The sequence below is a fragment of the Marinobacter alkalisoli genome (assembly GCF_045449855.1).
In the GTDB taxonomy this organism is placed as follows: Bacteria; Pseudomonadota; Gammaproteobacteria; order Pseudomonadales; family Oleiphilaceae; genus Marinobacter.
The window spans coordinates 63,599-78,883 of record NZ_JBJJLC010000025.1; the positions used below are offsets into that span (position 1 = coordinate 63,599).

9 protein-coding genes are annotated in these 15,285 nt (G+C 59.0%); 3 read left to right on the forward strand and 6 right to left on the reverse strand.

What is annotated here, in order from left to right:
• Positions 1 to 113 precede the first annotated feature (113 nt).
• A complete protein-coding gene (gene putA, locus ACJO5Y_RS10380) occupies positions 114 to 3,743 on the reverse strand; it encodes a bifunctional proline dehydrogenase/L-glutamate gamma-semialdehyde dehydrogenase PutA (RefSeq protein ID WP_406987002.1) in 3,630 nt (1,209 codons plus the stop codon).
• A gap of 174 nt (positions 3,744 to 3,917) precedes the next feature.
• Positions 3,918 to 7,499: an NAD-glutamate dehydrogenase gene (locus tag ACJO5Y_RS10385; RefSeq protein ID WP_406987003.1), complete on the reverse strand. Its 3,582-nt coding sequence runs from the start codon at positions 7,497 to 7,499 to the stop codon at positions 3,918 to 3,920.
• Between the two features lie 158 nt (positions 7,500 to 7,657).
• Here ACJO5Y_RS10385 and ACJO5Y_RS10390 point away from each other — a divergent pair, with 158 nt between their 5' ends.
• Complete coding sequence (locus ACJO5Y_RS10390) at positions 7,658 to 8,110, forward strand: Lrp/AsnC ligand binding domain-containing protein (protein WP_406987004.1); 453 nt, start codon at positions 7,658 to 7,660, stop codon at positions 8,108 to 8,110.
• A 23-nt stretch (positions 8,111 to 8,133) separates the two neighbouring features.
• Here ACJO5Y_RS10390 and ACJO5Y_RS10395 read toward each other — a convergent pair whose 3' ends face one another.
• A complete protein-coding gene (locus ACJO5Y_RS10395; protein ID WP_406987006.1) occupies positions 8,134 to 8,769 on the reverse strand; it encodes a DUF1326 domain-containing protein in 636 nt (211 codons plus the stop codon).
• 142 nt (positions 8,770 to 8,911) lie between these two features.
• Entirely contained in the window at positions 8,912 to 10,867 is a 1,956-nt protein-coding gene (locus tag ACJO5Y_RS10400) for a sigma-54-dependent Fis family transcriptional regulator (RefSeq protein ID WP_406987008.1), read from the reverse strand.
• A 378-nt stretch (positions 10,868 to 11,245) separates the two neighbouring features.
• Between ACJO5Y_RS10400 and ACJO5Y_RS10405 the strand changes: the two genes are divergently transcribed.
• Entirely contained in the window at positions 11,246 to 13,048 is a 1,803-nt protein-coding gene (locus ACJO5Y_RS10405; RefSeq protein ID WP_406987009.1) for an NAD(P)/FAD-dependent oxidoreductase, read from the forward strand.
• 57 nt (positions 13,049 to 13,105) lie between these two features.
• Here the strand turns inward: ACJO5Y_RS10405 and ACJO5Y_RS10410 are convergent, their stop codons facing one another.
• Positions 13,106 to 13,582, reverse strand: a complete 477-nt coding sequence (locus ACJO5Y_RS10410) for a VOC family protein (RefSeq protein WP_406987010.1) — start codon at positions 13,580 to 13,582, stop codon at positions 13,106 to 13,108.
• Between the two features lie 183 nt (positions 13,583 to 13,765).
• Between ACJO5Y_RS10410 and ACJO5Y_RS10415 the strand changes: the two genes are divergently transcribed.
• Positions 13,766 to 14,353 carry a LysE family translocator gene (locus ACJO5Y_RS10415; protein WP_406987306.1) on the forward strand — a complete coding sequence of 196 codons (588 nt, stop codon included), beginning with the start codon at positions 13,766 to 13,768 and terminating at the stop codon, positions 14,351 to 14,353.
• On the opposite strand, the gene ACJO5Y_RS10420 is transcribed toward ACJO5Y_RS10415, so the two are convergent.
• Positions 14,279 to 15,187: an AraC family transcriptional regulator gene (locus ACJO5Y_RS10420; RefSeq protein ID WP_406987011.1), complete on the reverse strand. Its 909-nt coding sequence runs from the start codon at positions 15,185 to 15,187 to the stop codon at positions 14,279 to 14,281. The two genes, ACJO5Y_RS10415 and ACJO5Y_RS10420, sit on opposite strands and share 75 nt — an antisense overlap.
• Between the last annotated feature and the right edge of the window lie 98 nt (positions 15,188 to 15,285).

The window sequence follows — 15,285 nt, forward strand, 5'->3', positions numbered from 1 at the left end:
CAAAGCTGCTGATATACCACGATGTCGGACGACATGCGATAGCGATCGGTGCGGTCGGTCAGGAAATGTGAGCCGCCCCTTCCCTGGGACGACTCACTATTGGCAGGGGTCGTTTACTCGGAGGCAGCGATCAGGCTGGCGTTACCACCGGCAGCGGTGGTATCCACGCACAGGTGGCGCTCAATCACAAACCGCTGGTCCAGGGTATGTTCCGTGATCAACGGCAACAGCGCGCCGTCACGCTTCGCCAGTGCCTGGCGGTATTCCCCCAGCAGGGACTGTTCGGCACAGCTCACCACCGCCTGGAAACCCCGTGCCATTGCCAGGGCCTCGGGTTCCAGCAGTCCTTCAGCTCCGACGATAGGCAGGCCAGCCTCGGCGGCACGGTTTACGGTGTCGTCCACTCCAGGTGCGATCACAACCACTTTATTGCCCTGAGACAACGCCATCGTCGCCTGCTCCAGTGCGGTTTGCTTGTCCGGACCGAGACAGAGAACAACGCCACGGGCGTGGTTGGACAGGCGGTTGAGCTCGCCGGTTGGGCCTGGCAGCTCTTCAGCATGGGCATCCAGCGGCTCTGGAACTTCCCCGAAGATCGGCTTCATTGCCTCGATTCGGGCTTCCGGGGCCGGCGCTTTCATGTCACGCAGATTGCCAATCAGCCCTTCAAGCTTCTTGATATCAACCGGCTTGGCGCCAGCGTCCGCCGGGCGCTCAACCGTTGCCCCTTTCAGGAAGCGACGAACGTACTGCGGGCCACCCGCCTTGGGACCGGTCCCGGACAGGCCTTCACCACCAAACGGCTGGGAGCCGACGATGGCACCAATCTGGTTGCGGTTGACGTAGGTGTTGCCCACCTTGATCCGGCTTGAGATCCGCTCAACGCGGCGGTCAACCCGGCTGTGAATACCGAATGTCAGGCCATAGCCCCTGGCATTGACGGCATCCACCACCTTGTCGATATCCTTGGCCGCAAAGGTGGCCACATGCAGTACCGGGCCGAAGATTTCTTCTTCCATTTCCTCGATGCCGCTGACCTTGAGCACGGCCGGCGAGACAAACAGGCCCTTGTCGGGAACCGGGAGTTTCTTCAGCAGGCGACCATCGCGCTCAAACTTGTCGCAGTGATCAACGATTTTCTTACGGGCGTTCTCATCGATGACCGGGCCCACATCCGTGGACAACAGCCATGGATCACCAATGCCCAGTTCCTCCATGGCGCCGTAAAGCATCTCCAGCAGGTTATCGGCGATGTCTTTCTGCACGTAGAGCATACGCAGCGCCGAACAACGCTGACCCGCGCTCTGGAAGGAGGATGCCAGCACATCCCGCACCACCTGCTCCGGCAGTGCAGTGGAATCCACGATCATGGCGTTGAGGCCGCCGGTTTCTGCCACCAGAGGCGCATCCGGAGCCATGGTTTCCGTCATCATCTTGTTGATGCTCTGGGCCGTTGCCGTGGAGCCGGTAAAGCACACGCCGGCCACCCGCGAATCAGCCGTCAGCGCGGCACCCACGGTCGCGCCCGTGCCGGGCAACAGTTGAATGACGTCGCGGGGTATGCCGGCTTCATGCATCAGTTCCACCGCTCGCGCCGCCAGCAGAGACGTCTGCTCTGCGGGCTTGGCAACCACAGTGTTACCCGCTGCGAGGTTGGCCAGAATCTGGCCGGTGAAGATGGCCAGCGGGAAGTTCCACGGCGAGATACAGCACATCACGCCGCGGGCAGCGCCACTGTCTTTATAGCGGATCGCCTCATTGGCGTAATACTGGGCGAAGTCCACCGCTTCGCGGATCTCGGCAACCGCGTCCAACAGGGACTTGCCCGCCTCACGGGTGGTCAGCGCGAACAGCTCGTATGCATGCTCTTCATAAAGATCACCCACCTTGCGCACTAATGCAGCCCGCTCTTCAACGGGTGTTTCGGACCAGCTACTGAAACCTGCTGCAGCAGCGGTAATAGCCGTGTCCACGTCCGCATCGGAAGCCTGGGTCACATGCCCGACCAGATCGTCCGGATTGGCCGGATTGCGCACAACCTGGACCTCGGTACCGGCCACCTCGCCGGCAATCACCGGACCTGCCTTCCAGCGGTGATCCCGGTAGGCGTCACGACCTTTGTCGATTTCAGCGACAGTCACCGGATCAGTAATGTCCCAGCCCTTGGAGTTGCGGCGATGCTCCCCGAACAACTTGAACGGATGCACGATCGCCTTGCTGGAGATCGTGCTGCCCATTTCCTCCACGCTGAGGATCGGATCCTTGGCGATTTCTTCCGGCGTGATGCTGGTATCGACAATCTGGTTCACAAACGAACTGTTGGCGCCATTCTCAAGCAGGCGGCGGACCAGATAGGCGAGCAGATCCTTGTGGGGACCGACCGGCGCGTAAATACGGCACGGAACGCCACTCGCTTTCAGAACCTCATCGTGCAGGGACTCGCCCATGCCGTGCAGGCGTTGGAATTCGTAGCTATCCACGCCCTTGGCCTGCGCCAGCTCAAGTATCGAAGAGACCGAATGGGCGTTATGGGTGGCGAACTGCGGGTAGATCCGATCCGCCATGTTCAGCAACTTGGTGGCGCAGGAGACGAAAGACACATCGCTGCATGCCTTACGGGTGAAGACCGGGAAGCCGTTCAGGCCCATTACCTGGGCACGCTTGATTTCCGCATCCCAGTAGGCGCCCTTGACCAGGCGAACCATGAAACGGCGATCGTATTTCTCGGCCAGCCCGTAGAGCCAGTCCAGCGTAAACGCCGCACGCTTGCCGTAGGCCTGAACCACCACGCCGAAACCGTCCCAGCCGGCCAGCTCAGGATCAGACACCAGCGCTTCGATCACATCCAGGGACAGATCCAGGCGATCCTGCTCCTCGGCATCAATATTAAAGCCCATGTTAGCCGCGGCAGCCTTCCGCACCAGAATGCGGGCGCGGGGCAGCAACTCGTCCATGACCCGCTCTTTGTTGCCGTACTCGTAACGGGCCAGCAAAGCGGAGAGTTTTACGGAAATCCCCGGATTCTTGCGCACATCGCCTTCGCAGGCTTTGGCGATGCTGTCGATAGCGTTCGAGTAAGCATCGAAATAGCGCTTGGCGTCATCATCGGTGCGGGCCGCTTCACCAAGCATGTCGTAGGAATAGGTGTAGCCCTTGGCCATATACTCTTTGGCTTCGTCCTGGGCTTCGTCGATGTCACGCCCCAGGACGAACTGGCGGCCCATTTCCTTCATCGCCTGACCGGCCACGGTGCGAACCACCGGCTCACCAAAACGCTTGAGCAGCTTGCGCAGAGTGTCGCCAACGGTGTGGCGCTCGGAATCCCTGAGCAGGTTGCTGGTCATCAGCAGAGCGACCGTGGCGGTATTGATCAGCGGTGAGGAAGCCTTGCCAATATGGGCGCCCCAGGCGCCGGAGGTAACCTTGTCTTCAATGAGTTCATGGATGGTCATGTTGTCCGGCACGCGCAGCAACGCTTCCGCCAGACACATCAGGGCAACGCCCTCTTTGGTGGTGAGACCGTATTCCGCCAGGAATTTTTCCATGATGGTGGACTTGGCGTTCTTGCGGACCCCGCGCACCAGGTCGGCGGCGCGGGCGGAGATGGCGTCCCGCTCCGCCTGGGACAACTGAGCACCAGCAATCAACTCACGAATCACCTGGTATTCGTCAGCCAGGTAGTAGTCACGAATGGCCTGCCTGCTATCGATAAGTGCGGGAGTCACTGACTGCTGCGATCTCATAGTTGTACCCTCTTAGTTGTTTATCTGCCTCGCATTCTACCGGTATCAACAAAGGCTGTTTCTCTGTTAAAACCGTGCCGGCATGATATTTTGTCTTTTTTGTTATCTGTATTTTTATTAATTTACCATCAAATAATTAATATTTAGACAGAACGCCCAAACGAACCCCGACCATCAGGCTTTAGAAGCCAGTTCCCGAAGCACACCGTGAGCGACTGAGAACACCGCGCAATCGATCTCGTTGGCGGCCTGCATATCCCCCAGCATCCGTTTCCAGCGCCCCAGCAAAGGCTGCTTGTCCGCGCGCCAGACCTCCAGTAACTGCTCCGGCGAACGTTCCCCGGCAGCATCTTCGGTCTCTGCGGAAAACACGCTGGATGTAAGATCCCGCAGTTTCTGATCAAGCTCATCCCGGTAGTGTATCGTTGCCAACACCTGCCAATGGCCATTGGCCCGGAAAATACGCATCTGCCGGTCCAGCCAGGTCAGGTTCAGGCTTTCGCCCAACCGGAAGTACACCCATGCCACGGACTCCAGGTCCTGATCCAGCTGGCGGGATATCTCGATCATATCCATCAGCCAATACCGACTCTCGGCGGAAGCGCAATAGGCTGCAAGATGCTCCGGCACCTCTTCCCTATGGTACTCCTCATAACGTTCCTGCCAACGGCTTTCCGGGATCACCGTCGCCAACCGTTCCCGCGACGCCAACACCTCCGCCAGGGGCTCCTGATAGCGGCCCACGCAGCTGTCAGGGTCCAGGCCATGCCAGCGGTTCTGCAATAACCAGCGGGTACTCCGCGTCACCAGGCGAATGACATCCGCGAACATCTCGGCCTGGATCTGTGCGCTGACTTTACCGTCCATTGCTTCAATACTAGACCATTTGGCATCTACGCCATGGATTCGCAGGGAGATCAGGTAGGCAGCTGCCAGACGACCACAATCGACCCCGGTCGCAGTGCGAATTTTGTCTACCCAGGTAATACCCATGCGATTGACGATGTCATTGGCAATCTGGGTTGCGGAGATCTCGGCACGCAGCGGATGCGCGTCTATGGCTTCGGGAAAAGCCTCCAGCAACGACGCCGGAAAGGCGGAATGGAGCGCACCGGCAAAGCGGTCATCGTGCACAATGGGCGCGGTGATCAGCGCCTGCTTGAGCTCGATCTTGGCAAAAGAAACAAGCACAGAAAGCTCCGGCCGGGTAAACCCGGCCGCACGCTCACGCCGGGCCTGGAGCTCTTCATCGTCGGGCAGAAATTCGAGTGCCCGGTCCAGCCTGCCTTCAGCCTCCAGACGCCGCATCAGGCGCTCATATTCGTCTGTCGAGGCCACAACACCACTCTGGGCCAGGCTCAACGCCATGGCCTGCCGGTAATTATTTCTCAGCACCAGGTCAGCCACCTCGGGCGTCATGGCCCGCAGCATCCGGTTGCGTTCGTCCAGGGTGAGCCGCCCCTGCTGGATCAGATCGTTGAGCAGGATCTTGATATTGACCTCATGGTCCGAGCAATCAACCCCACCGGCATTATCGATAAAGTCGCTGTTGGCCGCCCCGCCAGCGCGGGCAAAACCGATGCGGGCAAGCTGGGTTACCCCAAGGTTGCCTCCCTCCCCCAGCACCTTGCAGTGCAACTGGTCGCAGTTGATCCTTAACCCGTCATTGGATTTATCACCCACGTCTTCGTGGGACTCTTCCCTGGCCTTCACGTAGGTGCCGATACCCCCATTCCACAGCATGTCCACCGGAGCCCTGAGCAGGGCGCTGATCAACTCATTGGGAGATAACCGGGTGGCCTCCAGATTGAGCACGGCGCGCACCTGCGGTGACAGCGGAATCGATTTCATGGAGCGGGGAAACACACCGCCGCCTTCACTGATCAGCTGGGTGTCGTAGTCGGCCCAGGTCGATCCGGGCAACTGGAACAGGCGCTGGCGTTCGGCAAAGGAAGCGCTGGCGTCCGGCTCCGGGTCGATGAAAATATGCTGGTGGTTGAACGCACCCACAAGGCGAATACGGTCAGACAACAGCATGCCGTTACCGAAAACATCGCCGGCCATATCCCCGATGCCAACCACGGTAAACTCGTCCTTCTGGGTATCCAGACCCTGCTCAAGAAAATGGCGTTTCACCGATTCCCAGGCACCGCGCGCGGTAATCCCCATCTTCTTGTGGTCGTAGCCCTCGCTACCACCGGAGGCAAACGCATCGCCCAGCCAGAAACCGTATTCCTGCGACAACCGGTTGGCGATGTCGGAAAAGGTCGCGGTGCCTTTATCAGCGGCGACCACCAGGTAGGTGTCGTCGCTATCATGCCGAACCACATCGGCCGGCGGGACAACCACGCCACCCTCCAGGTTGTCCGTCAGATCCAGCAGCCCCCGGATAAAGGTCTGGTAACAGGCAATGCCCTCCGCCCGCTGATCCTCCCGGGAACCGTCTCGCGGCGGCTGCTTGACGATAAAGCCACCTTTGGCGCCAACCGGCACGATGACCGAATTCTTGACCTGCTGGGCCTTGACCAGCCCCAGGATTTCGGTGCGGTAATCCTCCACTCGATCAGACCAGCGCAGACCGCCCCTGGCGACCGGGCCCGCCCGGAGATGAACACCTTCCACGCGTGGCGAATACACAAACACCTCAAAGCGCGGGCAGGGTTTGGGGATATCGGGAATCGCACCCGAGTCAAGCTTGAATGACAGGTAGCCTTTGATCTGGCCACCTTGCTGGCGCTGATAGTAGTTGGTTCTCAACGTAGCCTTGATCAGCACATAGAACCGCCTGAGGATACGGTCATCGTCCAGACTCTCCACGGCTTCCAGGGCGCCGAGGATATCGTGCTCAATGCGCCCGGCCATCACGTCCCGGGTCTCCGCCGGGATGTCCGGATCAAAACGCGCGTTGAAGTAGACCACAAGCATTGACGTAATGTTCAGGTGACGCGCCAGGGTGTCGGCAATAAACGGTTGGCTGAAGCCAAAACGTATCTGCTTGATATACCGGGAATACGCCCTCAGCAGCGCCACTTCGCGCCACCCCAGCCCTGCGGCCATGATGAGCTGGTTGAAGTCGTCATTTTCCGCAAAACCATTCCAGATTTCACGGAACGCCTCCTGCAACAGGGGCTTGGCCTTTTCCAGGTCGGCGTCACGGCAACGGGAATGGCACTCCACAGTAAAGTCACTGACGCCGAAATGTTCCCCGTCCCGCCGCTGAACCCGATACGGATGCTCACCCAGCACCCGCATTCCCAGATTCTCCAGGATAGGGATGACGTCCGAGAGAATAACCGGGTTGCCCTGGCTGTAGAGCTTGAAGTTGAGTTCTCCGTCGGACGATGGCTGTTGATCGGTTGATCGCCTTCTCTCCGCGGATGGCCCTTTGCCTGCTGATGGTTCTTTCCCCGCTGATGGCTCTGCAAGCTGGTAAAAGCGCATGGGGACATCGGAACTGACGGCGATGGACTGGATCTGGTGAATGTCGCCAATGGCTTCCGCCACAGGGAAACGTGCCCGATAGGCCGAAGGGAAACCGCCACTGAACATCTGTGCACACAGACCACCGGACGCCTCACCAAGCGATTCAACCAACTGTGCGTGCAGATCATCGTCCCAGGACTGGGATTCGGTCATCATCTTCGCAACGATTTCTCGCAGATTTCTCGTGCCCTGGGGATCCGACTCCTGATCCTGAAGGGCATCAGCAAGTTGTTCCAGCAAGGTTTGTTGTTGTGAAGGGCGGGACTGTGGCATGGGCGTCTCCGGGTACTTTCAGCTGGGTATAGGGAATGCTCAGGGCTCCAGTATACTGAAGTCCCGAAAGGCTCTTTGCCTATATAGTTTTAAAATACAGGTATTTTGATTATATTTGGCCATTGATATAGTCGCTCATCCAGCCAGGAAATAAAGTTATGGTCGAATTGGACAGAATCGATCACGCCATCATTCGTGAACTTCAGAAACACGCCCGAATCACCGTTACCGAGCTTGCCTCACGGGTTGGGCTATCGAAAACACCCTGCCAGGTTCGCATGCGTCGCCTGGAAGAACAGGGTTACATCACCGGCTATACCGCATTGGTCAACCAGACCAAACTCGGCCAGAGCCATGTCGCCTTCGCGCAGGTCACACTGCACGACACCAGCAGCCAGTCACTGACTGCATTCAACACCGCAGTGAAGCAGATCTCCGCCGTGGAGCAGTGCCACATGATCGCCGGCAATTTTGACTACCTGTTGAAGGTGCGCACGCGGAACATGGCGGAATACCGGCAGGTATTGGGGGAACAGATCTCCGCCCTGCCACACGTGCTGCAAACCAGCACCTTTGTGGTGATGGAGAACATCAAGGACGCGGGGCTGTAGCCCGGAGCCACCGCCCCGATCCATTACCGATGAACGCCTCTCGGGCCAATATCCAGATGAGCCATATGGCAATGGCTGGCATCCAGTTCCAGGGGGATGCCAGCATGGGCACTGGTGCGACCACGGGCCACTTCCGCCACGGCATACTCAAAACCGCCAGGCAAGTCGATACGTGCCCTTTCCTCCTCACCTGAAATCGGATTGAGAATGGGCTCCCCGGACGCGTCAATCATGTCCGCCACCCGGACACTGGCACGACGGCGCTCAACGTCACAGTCCACCTGAATCGGACAGAACACCGGGTCGTGCATTTTCGTCAACGTACTGGCAAACACGTTGAAAAACGTGGCCCCGGGCTCGGATGTCTCACCAGACAGGATCGACATGAGAGCCTCGCGCTGCTCAGGTGTCGCCCGCTCATCGACAAAAGCCTGAGCCTGGCCGTTACCCTCATGAATGGCTCCGGGCCACTGCAGAGTCATGGCAAAAGACAAACCATCCAGACGGGTATCGCCAAAAAAACCTTCCTCAATTCTCACCGCAGCAAACGCCTTGCAGTTCCCTTGAGTCGGCCGGCCCATGAACTGGCAAGGACAGCCCACCTCACAGTTACAGTTTACGAACTCCAATCCCTTGATGCGCCAATCAACCTTGTTCATCTCCGTCACCCCTGTCAGCAACGCAGTGTATGTGGATAACAGGGTAGTTCAGATCAAGAGATGGCATTAGACGATTACGTATCCAGAATCAGCCGGATATAATCATCAGCATTACCCGGCCACCCCCACCTTGTAGCCTGAATTATCTCCGGCCCAGAAACCGCGGCTGAACAATCCCCTGTTGCTGCATCCACCGGTATATGGTGGGACGCGACACCTCGAAAGCACGCGCCACCTCGGTCACGTTCCACTGGTGGTCCTCCAGCGCTGTCAGTAATGGGCTGTTATCCTGTCGCAACGCCCGTGGCGCACCATGAGCCATGGGTGCGGCTTGTTCACCCAGGCATTCTTCCGGCAGGTCGTTCACCGTAATCTCACTGTGATCGCAGGTGGCTTCTGCAAACGTCAGTGCATTGACCAACTGACGAATGTTACCCGGCCAGTCACAGGCAAGCAGCGCACTCATGGCATCTGCGCGGATACGCACATAAGGTAGTTGCTCCTGCTCAATCAGATTCGCCAGCACCCGGTTGATCACATGCTGACGATCTGCTCTCTGACTCAGGGATGGCAAACGGAGGGTCGCGCCATTCAGGCGGTAATACAGATCAGCACGGAAATGCCCCTGCTCTATCAGGCGTCCCAGATCCTGGTGTGTAGCGGCGATCACACGACAGTTAACCTTGACCGGGCTATCAGCCCCTACGGGCAAGATTTCACCTTCTGCCAACACCCGCAGCAGTCGGGTCTGTAATTGCAGAGGCATGTCACCGATCTCATCCAGGAACAGGGTTCCACCGTCCGCCTGTTGGATCAGCCCGCGCATGCCCCTGGCCCGCGCCCCGGTAAAGGCACCGGGGGCGTACCCAAACAGTTCGCTCTCAATCAATGACTCGGGAATCGCTGCGCAGTTCACCGCTACGAAGGATCGCCTGGAGCGGTGACTGGCGCCATGGATCGCACGGGCCAGCACCTCCTTGCCGGTGCCGGTCTCGCCGAGGATCAGCAGACCGACATCGCGGTTGCGTAACCGTTTGGCCAGGCCAAGGGTGCGACGCATCACCGGGTCGTCCGCGGCCAGCGCATCCAGTTGCGGCACCCGCTCTTCTGTCGGGACCACATCTGCTGTCGAGCAGGTAACCGTCCGGGTCCCTGGCTGGATCAGGGCGGCAAAGTAGGTCTCGCCACTGCTGCGGTGGCGGAAGGCTTTGACCTGATCGTCCCGGTCGTAGGGAATGCTCCAGATATCCCGGAGATCGCAATCGAACAGCGTCATAAGATCGGGGCACTGTTCGGCGCTTTCACCAGACCGGGAACGGTCCATCAGTTGACGTGCCGCACTGTTGGCCGCCTCTATCCGACCGTCACCGTCAATCGCAAACAACTGCTGGCCATTAACCTGCACAAACTCGCGCGACGAGTCACACCGGAAAATTACCTGGTTGCGGTAGCGCCGGAGGAAGTAGGCATCTTCAATCATCCGGGCATACAGTTGGGTCAGGTGCAGGGCAAAGGTCTGGCTGTTGCGGGCATCCGGCGAATCCAGCGCGGAAATATCAAGCACCGCCAGCAGGTTGCCGAACGGATCACGAATCGGCGCCGAGGTGCATGTGAGGCTGATGTGGGTGGCGTCAAAGTGATCCACCCGGTGACAGGTCAGCGCCTGCTGCTCCTGAATGCAGGTACCCACCGCGCAGGTTCCGGCGTACTGCTCACTCCAGTCCGCCCCCAGGTACAGCCCGGCCTTGCGCAAACGCTGATCGTAACGCCGGTCGCCCAGGTACTGCACGGTAATCCCCCGATGGTCGGTCAACAGCAGTACATAGCCGAGGTTGGCAATACTGGCATAGAGTTGCTCCACCCCCGCCCTGGCGACGTTCAGGAATTCGTCCACGGAATCCTGGTGCTCCCGCAGTGTCTGGTGGGTAACGATCCGGGCGCTGCGTGGGCGGCTCGGGTCAAGGCCGTATTCCTCGATACAGCGTTTCCACGAACGGGCGATGATCTCCGTGCCCGGAGGCAGATCAACCGAAGAGCCGTCATCGGCATAGCTCAGGATGGTATCGATATGGCGCCGCTGCGCGAGTTGCATGGTCATGCCAGGCTCCTGCATCACTCTGATCTTGTTGTTATGGTCCGTGAGAGATACTGCTGCACTGTCTGACCAGCATAGACGTACCTTCCCGGTAGCGACATCCTCCCTTGGTACCCTTTTCGCCGTTACACCTGTCACGCCCCGGGCCTCCTGAATGTTACAGGTGTAATGCCGGCGACGTGCCCTTTCAGGCGTTATCACTCCTCACTGACTGGCATCCCTCTCTCTTTTTTCTCTTCGAAACCAGTCAGCTGCAACAATAACCAGTGGTCCATGAACAAATTGGCACACACCCTGCTCTACCGCTTCTGAAGGCTTCCTTCCCTCACGGGGCGCCACCGGCACCCACTAACAAGAACAAGGCAACACTGGAGAATTACGATGACTGAGACACAGACCACCCCGACACAACGCGTCCGGTTATGGCTCGACGGCTTCGACGAAATCCTGCAATCGGGCGACCCCGCCCGGGCCGCCGACCAGTTTGAAGAAAACGGCTTCTGGCGAGACCTCGTCGCCATGACCTGGAATATCAAGACCGTGGAAGGTCGGGACGCCATCCGCGACATGCTGAAACATACCGCCGAGCGGGCGCGCCCCCGGAACTGGCAAGTGGAGGGAGAGGCCGCCGAGCAGGATGGCGTGACCGAGGCCTGGATTACCTTCGAAACCGGGGACGCATTGGGCAAGGGCCTGATCCGTTTACGCAACGGCAAGGCCTGGACCCTGCTGACCACCATGCAGGAGCTGAGGGATTTTCCGGAGAAACGCAAGTTCCTGCGTCCCAAGGGGGCACAGCATGGTGCCAGCAAATCCCGCAAGACCTGGCTGGAGGCCCGCCAGGAGGAAGAACGGGAGCTGGGTTATAGCCGCCAGCCCTACTGCGTCATTATCGGCGGTGGTCAAGGTGGTATTGGCCTGGCGGCGCGACTGCGTCAGCTGGATGTGCCGACCATCGTGATCGAGCGCAACCCCAAAGCAGGCGACTCCTGGCGCAACCGTTACAAGTCCCTCTGCCTGCACGATCCGGTGTGGTACGACCACATGCCTTACCTGCCATTCCCGGACCACTGGCCGGTCTTCGCCCCCAAGGACAAAATCGGCGACTGGCTGGAGATGTACACCCGAATCATGGAACTGAATTACTGGAGCTCCACGGAATGCACGGGCGCCCGCTTTGATGAGCAAACGAAGGAATGGGTTGTCGATGTGATCCGCGAGGGCGAGAAAGTCACCCTTCGCCCCAAACAACTGGTGCTGGCCACTGGTATGTCCGGCATTCCCAACATTCCGGACATTCCCGGGATGGATACCTTCGAGGGCGAACAGCACCACTCCAGCAAACACCCCGGGGGCGAGGCCTACAAAGGGAAGAAGTGCGTGGTTCTGGGTGCCAACAACTCCGCCCATGACATCTGCGCCGCGCTCTGGGAAAACAATGCCGACGTCACCATGATCCAGCGCTCATCCACCCACATCATCAAGTCCGACACGCTGATGGATCTGGTCCTCGGCCCCCTCTATTCCGAGGAAGCGCTCCAGAACGGCATGACCACCGAGAAAGCGGATCTGACGTTCGCCTCCGTGCCCTTCAGGATCATGCCGGACATGCACATCCCGGTATACCAGCAGGTGGCCAAGCAGGACGCGGATTTCTACCAGCGACTGGAAAAGGCCGGCTTCATGCTGGACTTCGGTGACGATGGTTCAGGCCTGTTCATGAAGTACCTGCGCCGCGGTTCCGGGTACTACATTGATGTCGGCGCTTCGGAACTCGTCGCTCAGGGAGAGATCAAGCTCAAGAGCGGCGTCACTATTGAACGCATCAATTCCCGCTCCGTCACCCTAACCGATGGCACGGAACTGCCCGCCGACCTGATTGTCTACGCCACCGGGTTTGGTTCCATGAATGGCTGGGCGGCGCGCATCATCTCCCAGGAAGTGGCCGACAAGGTGGGCAAATGCTGGGGCATGGGTTCCGACACCACCAAAGACCCCGGGCCCTGGGAAGGTGAGTTACGCAACATGTGGAAACCTACCCGGCAGGAAGCGCTCTGGTTCCATGGCGGCAACCTGCACCAGTCACGCCACTACTCGCTATACCTGGCGCTGCAATTGAAAGCGCGCAAAGAAGGCCTGGCAACACCAGTGTATGGCATGGAGGAGGTACACCACCTTTCCTGATCCAGCCGGGACCGGACAGTCAGGGTGAGGGCGAGAACCTCCCCCTGACTGCCTGCGTTACTGGGCAGGCGTCATCTGCGCCATGGCCTCTCCCATTTCTTCCTCACTGACCTCGCGGATATGCGTAGCCAGCGACCAGCGATGTCCAAAGGGATCTGCAACCACACCATAGCGATCGCCCCAGAACATATCGTCCGGCGGCATGATGACCGAAGCACCGGCCTTTTCGGCCTGACTGAGCGCAGCATCGCAGTCTGTGACGTAACGGTGAATGGTCACCGGCGAGCCCCCCAGGGCCTTGGGCGAGTTCGATTGTCCCTCTACACAGAACTCGGGAAAATCATCGCAAAGGAACAGCACACGGCCATCGATACGCAGGGCCGCGTGCATAATCTTGCCGGTCCCCGGCTGGACAACACGGTTCAATTCCTCTGCGCCAAAGGCGTTCTTGTAGAACTCAATGGCCTCGGGACATGGGTCGCAGATCAGGTGGGGAATCAGGCCTTCATGACCTTCGGGGATGGGATTACTCATCAGTGTTCTCCTTTGGGTTCGGATTAATCACTGATGAGTCGGGCAGCGAGTGATGAAATCGACAAGGCAACGGGATGGGGGTCCATTTTTTATCGAGACAGCGCAATTTTGTGCAATACCAGAGCGCTTCAGCCCGTCAGACTCCTTCCCCACCACCTGTACAACAAGGAGCTACCCGTGACCCTGTCCCTGATTTTGCCCATGTCCGCCTTTGCACTGGCCGCCTCCATATCGCCGGGGCCGGTCAACCTTGTGTGCCTGAGCAGCGGTACCCGCTATCACCTGCACAGGGGGTTGTGGTTCGTTACCGGTGCCACGCTGGGGTTCATCGCCCTCTTCCTGGCCATCGGGCTCGGACTGCATTCCGCACTTGCCTGGATTCCGGGATTTGAACGCCTGCTGACCTGGGCCGGTATCGCGTTTCTGCTTTATCTGAGCTACCGGTTGGCCATGGATGACGGAACCATCACCAATGAAACACCCGCCAAAGCGCCAGGCTTCTGGACCGGTGCCCTCATGCAGTGGCTCAACCCCAAGGCGTGGCTGGCCTCTGCCTCCGGAATCGGCGCATATACGTCCGGTGGCGATCTGTTTCAACTGACGATCTTTGCCGCCCTGTATCTACCGATCTGCTGGCTGTCTTTGTCCACCTGGGTACTGACCGGGCGCTTCCTCCGCCAGCATATCCAGCGTCCTTCACTCTTGCGTGCGGTTAATCGCACCCTCGCCGTCCTGCTCGCGGCGAGTTGCCTGTACCTGATTCTCGATTAGCGGTCGACCGTACTGTCCCGGCGTGGCAGCAACCAGGCGTTTGAATACTCGCTGAAAGTGAGGCTGATCAAAGAACCCCGCCGCCAGGGCTGCATCGGCGATCGGAGCTCCTTGCTTCAGAGCGCGCTGCCCAAGCTGGATGCGGCGATTGATCTGATAAGCGTGGGGCGTCATCCCGAAGTGTTTGCGGAACACCCGCACCAGGTGCGAGGGCGACAACGCCACACGTTCCGCCATCCACTCAAGGGACAACTCATCGACACAATGGTCATCGAGATACCGGGCAAGCTCCTGAACCGGACCTGGCGCAGGTGGGAATGGCCGGTCAGGCTGCACGGATGGCGCAGAAACCGTCACCATCACCTCAGACAGAAACGCTTCCGTCCTGTCCCGTTTTTGCGGTATCGGTACCTGTTCATCCAGCAGGCAGTCCGCCAGGGCCCGGAATCCCAAAAACAACGGTTCCGAGCGGCTTACATCGCAATCCAGGTCCTGCCAGACCGGCTCATCGATCAACCCCAGACGAAACCGCAGCCTGGCCAGCCATTCCGCATCCACATACAGCATCAGGTAGGCCCAGGGCTGATTTTCAATGGGGTTGCAGTTGTGCACCCATTCCGGGTTCATAAATACCAGTGATCCGGCACTGACACGGTAGTGTCGATCCACATAGACAAACGTACTCTGCCCGGCAGTAATGGCGCCCATCGACCACTGGGTGTGGGTATGTGGCGCGTAGCACACCTTGCGACCATCCTCGACGACCCGAAGTTCGACATGGGGCAGCCGACTATCTCGCCAGAATATCGGTTGGGGTGTGGATGACCTGCTCATACCGTTACTCGTCTCCGATTTGTGGGCGTTGGTTTGTGGAGGAATTTCCCACCACACAGTGCTAAAGTTTACATGGAACGCCCATATGCATAAGGGAG